Origin of the sequence: Vibrio sp. MED222 (assembly GCF_000153005.1) — a bacterium.
In the GTDB taxonomy this organism is placed as follows: Bacteria; Pseudomonadota; Gammaproteobacteria; order Enterobacterales; family Vibrionaceae; genus Vibrio; species Vibrio tasmaniensis_A.
On record NZ_CH902611.1, the window covers coordinates 73,786 to 89,356 of the forward strand.

Consider the following 15,571-nt stretch of genomic DNA (forward strand, 5'->3'; position numbering starts at 1 on the left):
TGTCTCGGTCATTAGGAATCACTTTAACCCAATCATTGTGCGTCGCGATGATCTCTTCGATCTCGTCCATAGGCACATCTTGCTTAAGCTTAATCGTTAGTGCTTGAGCGTGACAACGCATTGCACCGATTCGTACACAAGTGCCATCAATTGGGATTGGCTGACCATCTAGGCCAAGAATCTTGTTCGCTTCAACGCCGGCTTTCCACTCTTCTTTGCTTTGACCGTTTTCACGCTTCACATCGATCCAAGGAATCAGTGAGCCCGCAAGCGGAGCACCGAACTGATCGGTTGGAAATGAAGATGAACGAATGGTATCAGCGACTTTCTTATCGAGATCAAGAATTGAACTTGAAGGGTTCGCTAACTCAGAACTTACGCTGTCGTTGATCACACCCATTTGTGAGATCAGTTCACGCATGTTCTTAGCGCCCGCACCTGAAGCGGCTTGGTAAGTCATGGCACTCATCCACTCAACCATGCCTTTCTCGTATAGACCACCCAAAGCCATAAGCATTAAGCTCACAGTACAGTTACCGCCTACGAAAGTATTAGTCCCGCCGTGGATACCTTGTTGGATTTGAGCCAAGTTAACAGGATCAAGAGTGATGATTGAATCCGCGTCCATACGTAAGGTAGAAGCCGCATCAATCCAGTAGCCTTTCCAACCTGCTTGACGCAGTGCTGGGTATACTTTTGAGGTGTAGTCTCCGCCTTGACAGGTAATCACCGCATCAAGCTGTTTTAGGCTATCAATATCAAAAGCGTCTTGAAGTAGACCCGCATCTTTACCACCCAAAACAGGGGCAGGAATACCAATCTGAGACGTGCTGTAATAAACAGGTTCAATCAAGTCGAAATCTTTCTCTTCAACCATACGTTGCATCAATACAGAACCAACCATACCGCGCCAACCAACTAGACCTACTCTCATCGCTCACTCTCCATGTATAAATTAAAAATTGCTCTCCCCCATCTATAAGTTTTTCAGAAACAGAACTCAAGTGCTTTTTGTCAAAAAGTGTAACTTTTTCGTTTCTTTTAAGTGAACGCAATGAATCGTGCAGTTATCCCTGTATCGACATTTAATATCCACCTCATTGATAAAACGCCCATTATCCTCAAATTCAAACATTTGCATCGCCAAAGCAGCTTAATCCCACTCGCGTCACAAACAGTAAATCCCTCTTTTTAATCAATACTATCCAGAATAATACTTCACAAAACGAAAACAACGTGCGACAAGTTTCAACATGTAAGAACCATGAATTTAACAATATTTCAGATAATGAAACCATGATTAACTGTGTTAGCAGTCAAATATCACAACTTGGATGTATTTTTTCGATATAATAAACTAATTACTGTAGTGTCCGTTTTGCACCACACACCATAACGAAGCACTATAAATGCTCGAAATCACAAGAGGCTTTTATGAAGCAGAGTAAAACTCGCCTACCGAACCTATTGCAGGTATTCATCGCGTTAGGATTATTTCTATCCCTTGCTTTTTCCTTTACTGCAAAGCTTGACCTTCCAATTCAACTTGCCTTGTATATTGGCTGGTTCATTATCATGGTTCTCGGTATTCGCCTTGGCCACGAATACAAAGACTTAGAAAAAGCGGCACTCAAAGGAATATCCAATGGCTTAGGCGCGGTTTTAATACTTTTAGCCGTTGGCGCTCTTGTTGGTACTTGGATCTCAGGCGGGATCGTACCTACTATCATTTACTATGGTCTGAAAGCTATCCACCCTTCTATCTTCCTTTTAGCGACCATGATTATCTGTTCTCTAACCGCATTGGCAACTGGTACTTCTTGGGGCGCTGCGGGTACAGCAGGTATCGCGATGATGGGTATTGGCCAAGGCCTAGGTGTTCCAGCACCGATTACTGCAGGTGCAGTGCTGTCAGGTTGTTACTTCGGCGACAAGATGTCTCCACTTTCTGATTCAGTGATTCTGGCTTCTTCAATGTCTGGTGTTGAAGTGGTTGAGCACATCAAGGGCATGCTGCCAGTTGCGTTAATCAGCTACGTGATTACTGGCATCATGTTTACTGCGTTTGGTTTTCACTACGCAGGTAACGTTGACATGAGCCAAGTAGATTCTGTCATTAAAGCAATGGAAGTTCAGTTCTACATCACGCCTTACTCATTTGTCCCAGTACTGATCGTGCTTGGTCTGTTGGCTTTCCGCATGCCTTCATTCCCGGTAATCAGCTTCGGTTCTCTGCTAGGTATTATCTGGGCAGTCATGATCCAAGATATCGATTTCCTAACGGCATTCAATACTGCTTGGGCACCGTTCTCTATCTCCTCTGGCGTAGAGTTTATTGACTCGATTCTTAACCGTGGCGGCATGTCTTCAATGCTTGGTTCGGTAGCGGTAATTGTGTTTGGTTTAGGTTTTGGTGGCTTACTGGATAAAGTGGGCGTATTAGAGACGATTGCTAAGGTGTTCGAGCGCCGAGTAAATAGCGCAGGCTCTCTAGCAACAAGCACGATCGGCACGGCTTTCATGGGTAACGTGTTCGGTTCTGCGATGTACGTATCGTTAATCCTTACGCCAAAAATCTGTGCGAAGAACTACGACCGTTTGGGCTACAAACGTAAGAACCTATCTCGTAATGCTGAGTTTGGTGGCACGTTAACCTCAGGCATGGTTCCTTGGAGTGATAACGGTATCTACATGGCGAGTATTCTTGGTGTCGCAACGCTCTCTTACGCTCCGTTCATGTGGTTGAGCTTCATCTGTATCCTCGTGACTATCGTAACGTCTTACATGGGTTGGTTCGTTGATAAATGTGAACCAACAGCACCAGCGCTTGAAACTGAAGAAGCCGCTGAACTGAGCAAGCAACAAGCTTAAGCTAAGGCTTTAGTGCTTAAGCACAAAAATGTTGATGATATAAATGCCAAAAGAGCGCTCTAGAGCGCTCTTTTTTGATCTACTTAATTACTGAATTTATTTGTTGGCGGTTCGTTTACCCAACCAATAACCGATGCCTAACGGTGCAAAGAACACCACCAAGATAAACAGGATGAAGTAAATAATCACACCTTTGATTAAGTCCATCAGTTTATCAATAGCGAGTACCACCACCTCTTGAGAGACGCGATCAAGATCTTGTGTAAACAGTTCCCTTTCAGAAGTCACAATGCCTGCAATTTCAATACGCTCTTTCGCAATCATCGCGACCAGAGCTTCTCTCTCTCGTGTCACCATTTTTTCTAAGGCTACACGTTCTTCAGTGAGCATCGCCAATTTTTGATCTGTCTTATCACTTAGGTCGTTGAGCAGAGGCTGCATTTCTGTCGACATAATAGAAGCCAGTGTTTGCATGTACTCAGGGTTATTCTCAATGAAGTCCTGCATGCTTGCTGATGTTTGACGAAGGCTTTCCAGCGTCATCGATAGGTCTTCACCCGTTAGCGAGCTATTCATCGCCACCAACTCAGCTTTCCACGTCATCAATTTCGGTGTTTGGTCAGCCATTAGGCTTAAGCGGTCTGATGCATCGCCCATCGCCTCCGGCATGGTACCTAGGCTTTGAACGATTTGAGATTCGTCTTTACCAAGGTAACTTAGCCATTCACGGTAAGCGGGTGTGCTTCTGAAGGTAAGATCTTTAAAAGGATTGCTCGCGGCGAACTCTGCGACGAATGCTTTGCTCTTTTTGAAATCACTTGAGCTCAATACACCCTTTGCTAGCTTCTCAGCTTCTTGGTCAAGAGAACGAGCAGTCTCTACCGCATTATCCGTCACGAACAGATCCGCACCATCGCCTTGGCTATAAAACTGATTCATTTGGGCTGTGAAAACCCATGAGTCAATTAATGCTGACATTGGGGAGGTTTGGTACGCTGCTTGTTGTAAGCCCTGCTCAGCATGGATCTTCCAAAGCAACACATAAGATTGATGTAAGGTGTCATCAGCAGGGTAAGATTGCGCAATGAGATCGGCCGAGTCTTCTACTCGTGTAAAAAACATCTTGGCGTATTCACGCGTCATGATCCGAGCCTGTAACTCTTGCTGAGTAAGAGGCGTCGTTTGACTATCTAGCTTAACTTCCAAAAGAGAACAACCACTTAGCACAATGCTAAGCACTAACACGATCCAATTTCGACTCGAAACTCGTGACATATAAACCTCTGACAAAGACTAAGGGCGCGGATTGTATGAGCGCTTCGTCAGAGTCAAAAAACCTGTAAAAGTTAACGTTGGGTATTTAAATAGTCATGAGCAGAATCTACAGAGGCTTTTATCGCTAGCTCTAGTTCGGCTAAATCGTGCTCGCTGATGGCTCTGGACTGCTTCATTGTCATTTCAATAGTCGCTGCAATGATCGCTAACCGAGACGCTTTGATGCTGCCAGCCACACCTTTTAAGCTGTGCACAATGCGAGCAGCAGAGGTTTCATCCTTGGTTAGCAGAGATTTGAATCTGGTATAGTCATCTGCGTGATCTTCGACAAAGACCCCTAGCAACAATTCAACAGACTCGGTATCGCCATCAAGAGTCTCTAGCATCTCTTCAATATCAATCGCTGGCTTTGAATCCGTCACACTGGCAATGTGCTTCTCTGGCTCTTGCACTTGTTCTGGTGTTCGCTGAGTTGGGGGTTGCTGAATAGAGTTTTGCTGAACCGGAACTTGTGGAATAGGTTCTTGCAAAATCGGTTCTTGTGAAATAGCTTGCGGGCTTGTCGTACAAACACTCTGCTGTGGTTGGATATCAGAATGTTGACTCGCTGGCGTAATATCTAATACTGATGGGGGATTACTTGGTGGCGTCACCGCGGAAGAAGCAATATCGCTGTGAGAAACAATATTATTGCGAGCAGCAGTATCGTTACGAGAAGACGTATCTTTGTTGGAAGTAGAGAGAGCATCGTCCTGACTTGAATCGATGACTGGTTCCGGTCTGAGTTCTTGGTCTACTTCTTTCATCGATTTTTGGGACCTAACACTCCACAACACTAACGCAATCATTGCCACTAAGCTTAACCCTAGCATGATCAATAATAGGTTGTATTGACGTTCATGGAACTCAGCTTCAAGTTTAATGATCTGTTCGTTTACTGAATTCTTCTTAATTTTATCGACTAAATAATTGAGCTGAGCGTAATCACTCAGCAATGCTGAAGCATCAGCCAGTAATTGTTGGAGTGCATCTTGCTCTTCGGATTTTAATGAATAAGATTTTTCAAGTATAGAATCAAAGGCGCGATAAGTTGCTGATGAACTTTGGTTATCGGAATACATCGCTTCAAAAACGACGACACCAAATTCGTTGAGTAGCGGCTTTAACTTAGGGGAAAGTTGTGTATCTGTGCGTAACACTTTGATGTTATCGACGATATCTTGCACCTGACTTTCTATCGGAATGAATTCATCAAATTTTTCTAAAAATTGATCGGCAACGTAAAGCAGTTGGTTCACATCAGGACGAAACAAGGCGTGTTGGAAATCAGATTCTATCTGCAGTCGGATCGAATAAACCAATTGAGCATCGAGTGCTAAATCATTAATGCGAGAGACTCGCAGCGGCTCAGAGAAATAAAGCGATTGCCTCAATTCATTAACGCGAATACCGAGTTCTTCAATTTGAGCGAGCGAGTGAGAGTAAGAACGGCTTAGATTAAGGAGAGCCAGTGAAGGAAGTAGCCACAGAGCCAAGAGTGCAACCAAAAAAGTTGCGGGTCTTTTAAAGCGATTGGGCTTTGCTACTGATTGTTCCATCGATATTCCTTGTTCATGCGAACTCTAAACCATTATGTTGCTAAACATAAACAAGCGACAACAACCTGCTGTCGCATGCTACCTAATAACTTCGTACTATGACTTATTGCGAGTCAGTTGATCACGTAAGTTCGGTGGCGTCCCTTTAATGGTTAGCGTGTCTGTCTCTGGATCGTAGAAGATACGCTCACCTAAAAGCAGACTATCAAAACTAACATTCAAACCGCCACCAGCACCAACAAATTTTGTTAGTTTACGCATAGTTGCGCGGTCTGCTGGGAAGCTGTCTTCTAACTCATAACCTTGCTCACTAGTATAGTCAAAGAAGCTTGTACCATCTGTGCTTGCTGGCAATTCTCCAGAAAGTTCACGAACTTGAACTTCATCACCCGCTTTAAGCTGTTCGTTACAGTAATCCGCAACTTGTTTTTTATAGCTGATCGCTTCCTCTTTCTCTAACTTAGAGTCAGAAACAAAGTCTTCTACCGCTTGCATCAATACTTGGTTTTGCTGCTTAGCATCCAAGCCTACTTCTGCTTGAAGGAAGTCTAAGAAGAAGTCAGCGACTTTACGACCAACGCGCCCTTTAATATAAGTAAGGTAACGGTTTGACTCTTTGTCTGTGTCGTATGTTGAAAGATCAAGGCGCGCAACAATATCCATCTTCGAGATATCCAGGTAATCCGTCGCACTAATATCTAGCCCTTCGGTCACTTTCAAACTTTGGTTAGAAGGCAGTAGTCCGATGAAAAGGTAGTCTGTCGCCAGTGATTGATATTCAGCCAGTACCAAAGTGCCTTCATCAGCAAAAGGATACTTTGAAAGCTCATCTTTTAGACGTAGCGCACTTTTTTGAGAGAAATCATAAAAACTTTGTTCTCCAGCTCGAAATTCATGCAACGACTGCTGGAATTCGCTGTCGGATTTGAAAGAACCAAATCCTTTACCTGCTTTTGAATTAAAAACTCGGTGAAGTTCAGCGACTAGGTTTTCAGATGCAGTATCGTTTTCTAGAGATTCAGCACGATAGTTAACAATCAGCTCTTCCTGATCGTTCTTGCTTAGCTGGTGTAAAATTACGTTGGAAAGGTGAAGGCTCATAGCGAAAATATTACCGTTCAGGTTTCAGTTGTTGTGCATAGTAGGTTATCATAAGCCGCTTTTACTATCATTATTAGAGTCCTTATGCCGATTATATCTAAATACACAGATGATCAAGTTGAAAAAATCCTAGCTGAAGTAGGTGCTGTACTGACTAAGCACAAAGCTTCACCTGAGCTTTCATTGATGATCGCTGGAAATATCGCAACCAATGTCTTAAATCAGAACGTTGCTGCTTCACAACGCAAAGGAATTGCTGAAAAATTTGCCGAAGCTTTAATTTCTTCTCTTGAAGATAAAAAGTCTCACTAAGTTTGATTGACGGAAAAAGAATTATAAATGGTAGACAGCGCAAACTCATATAGCGATCGTGTATCTCGACTGGTAGGTTGGGGCCACTGGTTTGCATTTTTCAACATCATTGCTGCGATGTTGATTGGTACTCGTTATATTACTCAATCTGCTTGGCCGGAAACCCTATTGGGTCAATTCTATTTGGCTGCATCATGGGTTGGTCATTTTGGATTTTTGGTGTTCGCGCTCTATCTATTAGTGCTGTTCCCACTCACTTTTATTCTTCCGTCGAGGAAGTTATTACGTTTGGTTGCCGTTATCTTCGCAACCATAGGTTTAACTGTCCTACTGATTGATACCCAAACGTATCAAAATATAAACCTCCACCTGACACCTGTCGTGTGGGAGGTTTTATTCAGTGGAGAGGAGTCTGCACTCACTTCTGATTTGCAGCACCTCTTCATTGTAATGCCACTAATCTTCTTATTGCAGCTAGGTCTGTCTGAGTGGGTTTGGCGTAAGCAACGTAAACTGTCTCATAAACACATTGGCCGTCCTATTACTGCCGTCTTCTTCTTGTGTTTCATCAGCAGCCACTTGACCTACATGTGGGCTGATGCGTATTTCTACAACCCAATTACAAGCCAGAAAGCGAATTTCCCACTGTCTTATCCTATGACAGCAAAAAGCTTTATGGAAAAGCATGGTCTATTAGACCGTGAAGAGTATTTGCAGCGTTTAGAAGCGAACCAAGAGAACGTAAACTTAGTTAGCTACCCGCTAGAAAAAATTCAATACAACCGCCGCAGTGCTGATCTTAATATTCTACTTGTGAGTGTGAATAATCTTCGCGCTGATGCACTCAATAGCACTGCGATGCCAAGCAGCTATGCCTATGCACAACAATCGATCAACTTCACCAATCACTACAGTTCAAGTAACGACATGTTTGGTATTTTCGGATTGTTCTATGGCCTTCCTAGCAGCTACGCAAGCAGCATCAAAGCACAAGGTTCGAGCGCAGTACTGCTCGATGTGCTAGATCATCACAATTATACACTTGCCGCTTTTAGCGGTGATGACTTTGACGACGCCCTTTACCCGGAAGTCATCTTCCGAGGCCGTGATGCGCTCCCAGAGCAAGCAACAGATGATGACCAAAGCGCAATACAAGCTTGGTCTGAATGGGTTCAATCACCACAAGCAAAAAGCCCTTGGTTTAACTTTATTGAGCTAACAACGCTCGATAACTTCTCTAGTTACGAAACAGATGTGACGTTGACTACCGCTGAACGTTTTACTGCAGATTACCAAAAATCGACTCAAGCGGCTGATGTTCAGTTAACGAAAATCTACGCAGAGTTGGAGCGCCTAGATCTTCAAGACAACACAGTGGTTATCATTACCTCTAACCACGGTACTGAATTTAACGAGACGAAAACCAACAGTTGGGGCGCAAACTCCAATTACAGTCGTTACCAACTACAAGTGCCTCTGTTCATCAAATGGCCAGGTAAGTCAGCATCTGAATATACTCACCGTTCTAGTCACCTAGATGTGTCAGTCACGCTAATGCAAGAGCTATTAGGTGTATCTTCGAACCCTACAGATTTTAGTAGTGGACGTAGCCTGTTTGATGAGCGTAGAAGAAAATGGATTCTTGCAGGAGACTCACGTGAACTTGCTCTTGTTACTGACCAACAAACAACGGTGTTAGATAAGTTTGGTAACTACAAATTGTACGATCAGAATTACAAACGTCTGAAAGATGTAAGCCCTCGCTTGCCAGTGTTGATGCAAGGCCTTACTGAGTTACAGCGGTTCTATACCAAAAATGACTAAATGATCATCAAAAAGAAAAGGGAAGCCAATGGCTTCCCTTTTTTATTGCCGTGAATGATTAGAAAACAAGCAACAAAACAAAATTATGAAAATTAAGGGTTTACAAGACCCTCTGCCCCTTATATTATTCACGCCACTGGAGGGATGGCTGAGTGGTCGAAAGCACCGGTCTTGAAAACCGGCAACCGTTAATAGCGGTTCTAGGGTTCAAATCCCTATCCCTCCACCACATTTAAGAAAGCCGCTGAGAAATCAGCGGCTTTTTTGCATCTAGCGTAAAGTTAATCGAATCTAAGAGTCAGTTAGTCAACCAGTCAAAGTCCTTAACTATCGGAATCTGACTTAAACCTGTTTATCACGGCAACTTCAAGCCTATTACCGCTCTGTTGTATTTAAACATATAGCATAGGTAACTGACTCTTTACCTTTAAAACCTATCGAAATTCGACGTCACTGTTGCAACAAAACATCCCTGCCAATAAACATGTAGACCTACGCCACCAATGCATGACCAAGTAACTTGAAGAATTGGGGGATGTTTATTGGAATAGTGCCCTAGGTTTCTTCAGGTTCTCATTGTGAATACATAACGATAAAAAAATCCAGAGGCTTCATCGAAGTCTCTGGATTTTTAAATTTGGCTTGAGTGCAGATCTAATTAAGCGTTTTCTTGCTTAGTATCTTGCTGCTCTGCTTGTTTTTTTTGTTCAGCTTCATTTGCTTTTTCTTCGTGGTTTGAACCACCACATCCGCCACAACAGCTCATAATTATGCTCTCTTTGATTGTATTTAAGTAACTCATTAAGGTCATAATATTAAAGATGTATTTTAAATGCAACTTTAATATTAGCCAAATTGGCTGCTTGGTGTCTTGAGGTATTTAAGCCCTTGGTTTTATTAAAATTGGTAAGTACAACACAACGAAACAACTGTACGCGACAACCCACAGAGCACTCGATAAGGTGATGATAGAGACAATATTATTGGTAAAGTATCCACCAAATACTCGAACAATAAAGGCAAAAACAATGGCAATTAACGCCGCAGTCATTATTTTACCAATCGCAATAGCTCGACCTGTATGTCCTAGAGAGACGCGTGAGATCATTGATAAGATCATCACCCCCATTCCACCCACGGTTAAGGCATGAATCGCTTGTGATTGTGTGACCAATGACGAAATGATCGAAACGCCATACAAGACCAATCCTAACGAAATGGCCCAGTAGCTTAAGTGTAAAGACCACACAAGAGGAGTCTTAAAAGCGACCCATATTTTCCACCTTACCGCCCTAACCGCATTTGCCAGGCCACTGACAATAAACACGCTAGCAACGATATCTTGTGGAACTGGAAGTATCTGAAAGCTCAACACAACGGCGAAAATCGTGCTCACGATGCTCAGCTTTTCAAGCCATGGTAATGCAGGGGTTCGTGGTGTCTGTGTGCCATTCGCGGTAAACATAGGAAAGACTCGTCCACCCATAATGCACATGACTAGAGTCACCAACAGCACCATGCTTGTGCTAGCTTGTGAAATTAAGATTGGCTGCTGAAATAGAACACCATAGTGCATCGCCGCATTGGCAAAAGTCATTAGCAGCAAAATGGGAACGAACAATAGATTTCGCCAAAGTTTCACACTGACAATATTGTGAGCAAGATAAATGACAGCGACAGGCAAAAACAGTAAATCGAGCCCAGCCACCAACCAAGGGCTAAAGGCATTAGGTAGGAACATGGCTATTCTCGCACACAGCCAGATAACCAGAAGTATCATTAACCCGCGTCCGTTAATACTACGGACACCCGTCCAGTTTTGTACGGCCGTCAGTAAAAAGCCAACCACGACAGTAGCTGCAAAGCCAAATAACATTTCATGAATATGCCACCACATTGCTCCGCCATAAACATTCAGAGTTGCGCTACCATTCCAAAACGCGGCCCAACCAACTAGAGCTGCAACGCTAAAAAGTGATGCAAACAAAAAAAACGGTCGAAACGCGAGCTCAAAAAATGCCGTCATTGAAACGCCATTGTTAGGGGGTTGATTTAAATCTTTCATCATCGTAAACCTAGTGAGTAAACAAAACTTACTTAAATAACGTCAACCGCCAAAAGTTGCCCTAGTTTGTAGCTGTGCCCTTCGCCGAGGAGATCTTGCAAGCTATAAGCGTCTAAGCATTTGTAAAAACACTCTTGAGCTTCAGCAAAGATTGTTTTCAATTGGCAATTTGGTGTAATAACACAGCTATTATCTTCGCCAAAACATTCAACCAAGTTACGTTTGTCTTCTAACTCTCGAACTAACGTACCTATGTTGATCTGACTTGGATGGCAACTGAGTTTCAAACCACCATTTTTTCCTCTTGTAGCGATCAGGTGCCCTTTGAGGTTGAGTTGCTGAACGATCTTCATTAAGTGGTTTTTAGAAATACCATAACTGTTAGCAATGTCGCCGATGGTGCTAAGAGATTGGTTGTTGATCGCTAAATAGATCAGAACGCGTAGGGAATAATCAGTGTAACGTGTGATATGCATGTTGGGATATTTCACTCTATAAGATGTATTTATTATGAATCTTATGAGTAATAAAGGCAAGTTAACCTAATGAGGAGTAGTGGCTAAGCACCAAGAAGCTAAGGCTGCGATCTTAATGACGTTTCTCACATCTGTTGTATGAGATCCTATCTCCATCTTCCTTTCTCAAACGAGATCTAATCCTCTAAGTCGAAGCGATCAGAAACATTTTTCGATATATTTTCACTCTGACAATATAAAAACACACAAACTTGTTCATAAAAAAAGCAGTCAGTTAATAAGGGTATTTACAAGCGAATCACACCACTATATTATTCGCGGCACTGGAGGGATGGCTGAGTGGTCGAAAGCACCGGTCTTGAAAACCGGCAACCGTTAATAGCGGTTCTAGGGTTCAAATCCCTATCCCTCCACCACATTAAAGAAAGCCGCTGAGAAATCAGCGGCTTTTTTGTATCTGGAGATCACACAAGCTCACCACTCAACTGCTGACAGTAAATGCGGCCTTCAATAACTGCATGTGAATCGGCACCAGATCTTGATGTTCAGTTCGATATCCGCCACCGACTACACACGCCATTGGAATAGACTCTGATTTCGCTAATTCAATCATGAAACAGTCGCGTTCAAATATCCCTTTTGTCGAAACATTCAAATAACCCAGTTCATCGTCTTGATGGATGTCGATCCCCGCGTCATAAATAATGAGATCAGGTTGGTGATGCGCAATCGCCAACTTGGTGACTTGTTCAAAACAACGTAAGAACTCTTCATCTTCTGTTTCACGACTTAATGGCACATCTAAATCAGATAACGGTTTACGCGCAGGAAAATTTTTGTCGCAGTGGAATGACAAAGTAATAATCTCATCGCTCTCTTGGCAAAGTGTCGCTGTACCATCGCCATGGTGAACATCACTGTCGACGATCAGCACTTTATCTATATGCTCAAAGGTTAATGCGTGCTTGGCCGCCAAGACCAGATCATTCAACAAACAGAAGCCACTGCCAAAATCTCGGTGCGCATGATGATAGCCACCGCTGAGATGAATCGCTAAACCACTCTCGATGGCCATTTCAGCGGCCAAGCAGGTTCCACCACTTGAATAGAGTGTCCTTTCTATAAGCTGTTCACTCCACGGAAAGCCGATACGTCTCATTTTTGCTGCTGGCAAATTTCCAGAAACTAGCAAATCGACATATTCACCATCGTGTACCTGCTTTACTTGTTCTACCGAAACAGGCATTGGCTGGAACATTTCGAATGCATTACCCCATTGTGGATCGCTATCCATTAGCGCCTCCACAGCACTGTGTAACAACAGATATTTGTTGATTGGGTAACGATGACCTTCTGGTAAAGGTAACTGCGAATAGATTGGGTGGTAAATTAAAGGAATCATAATCAAGTAAATTGCGTATCTTTCTCAAAATCATAACAGTCTCAGACTTGGCGACAACCCTAATTAATGATAATAATTATCATTACCTTTAATTAGTTCCAGAGACAACAATGAAAAACGTAATACTCATCTGTGGTGTGATCTGCGGCTCGATGGCAGCAGTAATGATTTTTGTAGGAATGCTAATAGCCAGTTGGTGGAGCGTTGATTTTCTCGTGTTAAGCCATCAAACTTAACTAATTGAACTGAAAAGGAATCACCATGAGCGTTATTTTTATTACTGGAGCGAACCGCGGCATTGGCTTAAGTCTGACTCAACAATACTTGAAAGGTAATCACAAGGTGTACGCAACTTACCGTGACGCCAATTCAGCAAAAGAACTGCTCTCTCTCGCAGACCACAATAGCAACCTGACCTGCATTCAATTAGAGATCACCGATTACCAAGCGGTGAGCCACCTCAATTCGCAAATAGAGTCGATTGATATTTTGATCAACAACGCTGGCTACTATGGCCCTAAAGGTTATGGTCTGGGTAATCCCGATGTCGAAGAGTGGCGCCGTGTATTCGAAGTCAACACCATTGCTCCATTGAAGCTTGTCGAGACTCTATTACCTCTTATCGAAAGTAGTGACGTCAAAAAGATCGCCTGTCTTTCATCTAGAGTGGGTAGCATGTCTGAAAACACATCAGGCGGAGGCTACATCTATCGTTCATCTAAAGCGGCTCTTAACTCAGTTGTGAAGAGTTTAAGCAACGACTTGACCGATAATGGCTTTACAGTGTTAGCGTTACATCCTGGTTGGGTACAGACGGAAATGGGCGGGCCCAATGCAATCTTGTCTGCACCCGAAAGCGCAAGAGGCTTGGTAAATGTGATTGAAAACCTGACACCATCAGATAGCGGTAGATTCCTTAATTACGATGGTACTGAGATTCCTTGGTAACAGGCACTAAAAAGGGAGTGACCATTTCTGACCACTCCCTTATAAATTCTTTAAACTCTCTCACCTCTAAGGCGATACGCTAATCTTCCGTACTTCAAGTGAGCAAATGAAGCTGCAACGAATAGAGCTATCTGTAACACACCTATCAGTTTACTTGGTTGCATCAGTGCTATCACATAAATGGTGATACTAATTGATGACATGAGGATTGTTACACCCATAAACCAATCCAAACCGACCTCATTCAACTTACCTTTGTACTCTCTTGTGGCACTTCTCACATTAACAATTGAGCTTGAATAAATCATCGCACTAGCAATCGACCAATCACCAGTAAGCAGCAAGTCATCATACTTCCCTGTCAAGACCTTAACCAGCACCAATAAAATGAAAGGTGTTACGATGAATAAATAGGAAGTAGAGACCGACCTAAACTCATTCTGGTGTTGGTATTTCATTCTGAGTTCCACGATAAGTAATGACGTCTACGACCTTCTTAATCTTCGCATTCTTGATACGTTCTTCGCCCCTTTCAACGATAACATCATACTCAACTTCGACTTTAAGATAGTCACTACCACCTAGACGAACATCAGAGTTAAGGTATTCATTCAGCCATTCTTTGTGAGCAATGTCAGCACTGTACTTCTTGTTAGTTCTTGTGCTAATCACAACCCACTTAGAAGTAGCTTTCTTACATGGTTTGATGACCTCAACAACTTCTTCACCATCAAAGTGGCCTTGCTCATTCGAGAACATCTGTTTGACATTTCCAGTGAACCTAAAGCTAGGGTCAAAAGGAACAACATTTGATAAATCAGCACCTTCATTACAAACTTTAAGATACTCATCAGGTTGTAGTTTTCGATTTCCTTCTGACCACTTCTCAGCAACAAGAGCTACTTCCAAATCACTAATGTAAGGGTCAAAACGGCTTGCTCGATTCCGCTTAGTCATCTCACTCTTTAGTCGTTCTCTTTCTTTGTTCGTGACATGTTGAACCTGTTCTTTTTGAGACATTTCACCAGTCAGTTCTTTGAATAGGTCATCAGGTCGAGTCCATTCCTCAACTTTCAATAACAACTTAGCGAGAATGCAACCATGGGTTACTTCTTGCAACTCAACATCAAAGTTCACCTCTGAATCAACAGCTTGAGCAATTATTTGCCCCATCTCCTGATAAGCTGAAATAAAATCACCCATTGCATGGAATACTTCCGCAGGGTTCTTTCTGTTTGGGTTGTACTCAAGGTGAAACTCTAAGACTGTTGCTTCCATTAACTAAACCATTAAAAAGTCATTACTATTTGCCTTGTTATGCATTCTACAACATAGAAACTCGTCCCACTAGAAAGCAAATCAAACCTAACACCCACAATTGAACATAAATTACACAATACGCTTCAGTACTGTTAAAATAAACAGGCAATTTTGCACATTACATTTACTACCCAGAGGTGACATTATGGGAAGAAAGCGCGTTACTACCACTCAAGAGTCCAGTTCAGGACGCAATACTAAGTTTCACGACAACTACACTGGTGCAGACATGACCAGAAACCAGTTCGTTAAGAAGATTGAGAGCGGTGAATACTCCAACTACCACGTAAGAGAAATCAACGGTGTTAAAACCCCTGTATCAAACCCAGACCCAAGCAAAGACAATAACTTGGATTAACATACACAAGGGAATGGACTC

The 15,571-nt window shown here is 42.8% G+C and carries 14 protein-coding genes, 2 tRNA genes and 2 pseudogenes; 7 read left to right on the plus strand and 11 right to left on the minus strand.

What is annotated here, in order from left to right; all coding sequences use genetic code 11:
• A partial coding sequence (asd, locus tag MED222_RS02805; protein WP_009848686.1) for an aspartate-semialdehyde dehydrogenase occupies nucleotides 1-934 on the minus strand: 934 nt, incomplete at its 3' end.
• A gap of 500 nt (nucleotides 935-1,434) precedes the next feature.
• On the opposite strand from asd, the gene nhaC reads away from it, so the two are divergent.
• Complete coding sequence (nhaC, locus tag MED222_RS02800) at nucleotides 1,435-2,871, plus strand: Na+/H+ antiporter NhaC (RefSeq protein ID WP_009848687.1); 1,437 nt, start codon at nucleotides 1,435-1,437, stop codon at nucleotides 2,869-2,871.
• 96 nt (nucleotides 2,872-2,967) lie between these two features.
• Here nhaC and MED222_RS02795 read toward each other — a convergent pair whose 3' ends face one another.
• The 4 genes and pseudogenes from MED222_RS02795 to yejK all read right to left on the minus strand — a co-directional run bounded on the left by MED222_RS02795 (nucleotide 2,968) and on the right by yejK (nucleotide 6,845).
• Nucleotides 2,968-4,146 carry a hypothetical protein gene (locus tag MED222_RS02795; RefSeq protein WP_009848688.1) on the minus strand — a complete coding sequence of 393 codons (1,179 nt, stop codon included), beginning with the start codon at nucleotides 4,144-4,146 and terminating at the stop codon, nucleotides 2,968-2,970.
• Nucleotides 4,147-4,217: 71 nt separating this feature from the next.
• Nucleotides 4,218-4,589: pseudogene (locus tag MED222_RS22855) on the minus strand (Hpt domain-containing protein); the annotation flags it as partial.
• A 368-nt stretch (nucleotides 4,590-4,957) separates the two neighbouring features.
• A pseudogene (locus MED222_RS22860) lies at nucleotides 4,958-5,744 on the minus strand (Hpt domain-containing protein); the annotation flags it as partial.
• A gap of 96 nt (nucleotides 5,745-5,840) precedes the next feature.
• On the minus strand, nucleotides 5,841-6,845 hold the full coding sequence (yejK, locus tag MED222_RS02785; RefSeq protein WP_009848690.1) for a nucleoid-associated protein YejK: 1,005 nt from the start codon (nucleotides 6,843-6,845) through the stop codon (nucleotides 5,841-5,843).
• A gap of 84 nt (nucleotides 6,846-6,929) precedes the next feature.
• Between yejK and MED222_RS02780 the strand changes: the two genes are divergently transcribed.
• The 3 genes from MED222_RS02780 to MED222_RS02770 all read left to right on the plus strand — a co-directional run bounded on the left by MED222_RS02780 (nucleotide 6,930) and on the right by MED222_RS02770 (nucleotide 9,210).
• Entirely contained in the window at nucleotides 6,930-7,157 is a 228-nt protein-coding gene (locus MED222_RS02780; RefSeq protein ID WP_004734063.1) for a YejL family protein, read from the plus strand.
• A 27-nt stretch (nucleotides 7,158-7,184) separates the two neighbouring features.
• Nucleotides 7,185-8,981 carry a DUF3413 domain-containing protein gene (locus MED222_RS02775; protein ID WP_009848691.1) on the plus strand — a complete coding sequence of 599 codons (1,797 nt, stop codon included), beginning with the start codon at nucleotides 7,185-7,187 and terminating at the stop codon, nucleotides 8,979-8,981.
• A gap of 138 nt (nucleotides 8,982-9,119) precedes the next feature.
• Nucleotides 9,120-9,210, plus strand: a tRNA-Ser gene (locus MED222_RS02770).
• A gap of 429 nt (nucleotides 9,211-9,639) precedes the next feature.
• Here MED222_RS02770 and MED222_RS22360 read toward each other — a convergent pair.
• The 3 genes from MED222_RS22360 to MED222_RS02760 all read right to left on the minus strand — a co-directional run bounded on the left by MED222_RS22360 (nucleotide 9,640) and on the right by MED222_RS02760 (nucleotide 11,522).
• Entirely contained in the window at nucleotides 9,640-9,783 is a 144-nt protein-coding gene (locus MED222_RS22360; protein ID WP_157044877.1) for a hypothetical protein, read from the minus strand.
• Between the two features lie 78 nt (nucleotides 9,784-9,861).
• On the minus strand, nucleotides 9,862-11,046 hold the full coding sequence (locus MED222_RS02765) for an NnrS family protein (RefSeq protein ID WP_009848693.1): 1,185 nt from the start codon (nucleotides 11,044-11,046) through the stop codon (nucleotides 9,862-9,864).
• Between the two features lie 32 nt (nucleotides 11,047-11,078).
• Nucleotides 11,079-11,522, minus strand: a complete 444-nt coding sequence (locus MED222_RS02760; protein ID WP_009848694.1) for an RrF2 family transcriptional regulator — start codon at nucleotides 11,520-11,522, stop codon at nucleotides 11,079-11,081.
• Between the two features lie 325 nt (nucleotides 11,523-11,847).
• Here MED222_RS02760 and MED222_RS02755 point away from each other — a divergent pair.
• A tRNA-Ser gene (locus MED222_RS02755) sits at nucleotides 11,848-11,938 on the plus strand.
• A 65-nt stretch (nucleotides 11,939-12,003) separates the two neighbouring features.
• Here MED222_RS02755 and MED222_RS02750 read toward each other — a convergent pair.
• The gene (locus MED222_RS02750) at nucleotides 12,004-12,924 is read right to left on the minus strand and encodes a histone deacetylase family protein (protein ID WP_009848695.1); all 921 of its coding nucleotides are present in this window, start codon (nucleotides 12,922-12,924) and stop codon (nucleotides 12,004-12,006) included.
• A gap of 261 nt (nucleotides 12,925-13,185) precedes the next feature.
• Here MED222_RS02750 and MED222_RS02745 point away from each other — a divergent pair, with 261 nt between their 5' ends.
• Nucleotides 13,186-13,872, plus strand: a complete 687-nt coding sequence (locus MED222_RS02745; protein ID WP_009848696.1) for an SDR family oxidoreductase — start codon at nucleotides 13,186-13,188, stop codon at nucleotides 13,870-13,872.
• A gap of 50 nt (nucleotides 13,873-13,922) precedes the next feature.
• Here the strand turns inward: MED222_RS02745 and MED222_RS02740 are convergent, their stop codons facing one another.
• Together MED222_RS02740 and MED222_RS02735 are read right to left on the minus strand one after the other, a co-directional pair.
• Nucleotides 13,923-14,330: a hypothetical protein gene (locus MED222_RS02740; RefSeq protein ID WP_009848697.1), complete on the minus strand. Its 408-nt coding sequence runs from the start codon at nucleotides 14,328-14,330 to the stop codon at nucleotides 13,923-13,925.
• The gene (locus MED222_RS02735) at nucleotides 14,308-15,150 is read right to left on the minus strand and encodes a hypothetical protein (RefSeq protein ID WP_009848698.1); all 843 of its coding nucleotides are present in this window, start codon (nucleotides 15,148-15,150) and stop codon (nucleotides 14,308-14,310) included. The genes MED222_RS02740 and MED222_RS02735 overlap by 23 nt, the downstream gene beginning before the upstream one ends.
• A 187-nt stretch (nucleotides 15,151-15,337) precedes the next feature.
• Between MED222_RS02735 and MED222_RS02730 the strand changes: the two genes are divergently transcribed.
• Nucleotides 15,338-15,550 (plus strand): hypothetical protein, encoded by a 213-nt coding sequence (locus tag MED222_RS02730; RefSeq protein WP_009848699.1) that lies wholly within the window; start codon nucleotides 15,338-15,340, stop codon nucleotides 15,548-15,550.
• Nucleotides 15,551-15,571: the final 21 nt, after the last annotated feature.

Bases quoted from the DNA above. Each gene is read 5' to 3' on its own strand.
- nhaC (WP_009848687.1), top strand. From the start codon at position 1,435: ATGAAGCAGAGTAAAACTCGCCTACCGAACCTATTGCAGGTATTCATC.
- MED222_RS02795 (WP_009848688.1), bottom strand. From the start codon at position 4,146: ATGTCACGAGTTTCGAGTCGAAATTGGATCGTGTTAGTGCTTAGCATT.
- yejK (WP_009848690.1), bottom strand. From the start codon at position 6,845: ATGAGCCTTCACCTTTCCAACGTAATTTTACACCAGCTAAGCAAGAAC.
- MED222_RS02780 (WP_004734063.1), top strand. From the start codon at position 6,930: ATGCCGATTATATCTAAATACACAGATGATCAAGTTGAAAAAATCCTA.
- MED222_RS02775 (WP_009848691.1), top strand. From the start codon at position 7,185: ATGGTAGACAGCGCAAACTCATATAGCGATCGTGTATCTCGACTGGTA.
- MED222_RS22360 (WP_157044877.1), bottom strand. From the start codon at position 9,783: ATGAGTTACTTAAATACAATCAAAGAGAGCATAATTATGAGCTGTTGT.
- MED222_RS02765 (WP_009848693.1), bottom strand. From the start codon at position 11,046: ATGAAAGATTTAAATCAACCCCCTAACAATGGCGTTTCAATGACGGCA.
- MED222_RS02760 (WP_009848694.1), bottom strand. From the start codon at position 11,522: ATGCATATCACACGTTACACTGATTATTCCCTACGCGTTCTGATCTAT.
- MED222_RS02750 (WP_009848695.1), bottom strand. From the start codon at position 12,924: ATGATTCCTTTAATTTACCACCCAATCTATTCGCAGTTACCTTTACCA.
- MED222_RS02745 (WP_009848696.1), top strand. From the start codon at position 13,186: ATGAGCGTTATTTTTATTACTGGAGCGAACCGCGGCATTGGCTTAAGT.
- MED222_RS02740 (WP_009848697.1), bottom strand. From the start codon at position 14,330: ATGAAATACCAACACCAGAATGAGTTTAGGTCGGTCTCTACTTCCTAT.
- MED222_RS02735 (WP_009848698.1), bottom strand. From the start codon at position 15,150: ATGGAAGCAACAGTCTTAGAGTTTCACCTTGAGTACAACCCAAACAGA.
- MED222_RS02730 (WP_009848699.1), top strand. From the start codon at position 15,338: ATGGGAAGAAAGCGCGTTACTACCACTCAAGAGTCCAGTTCAGGACGC.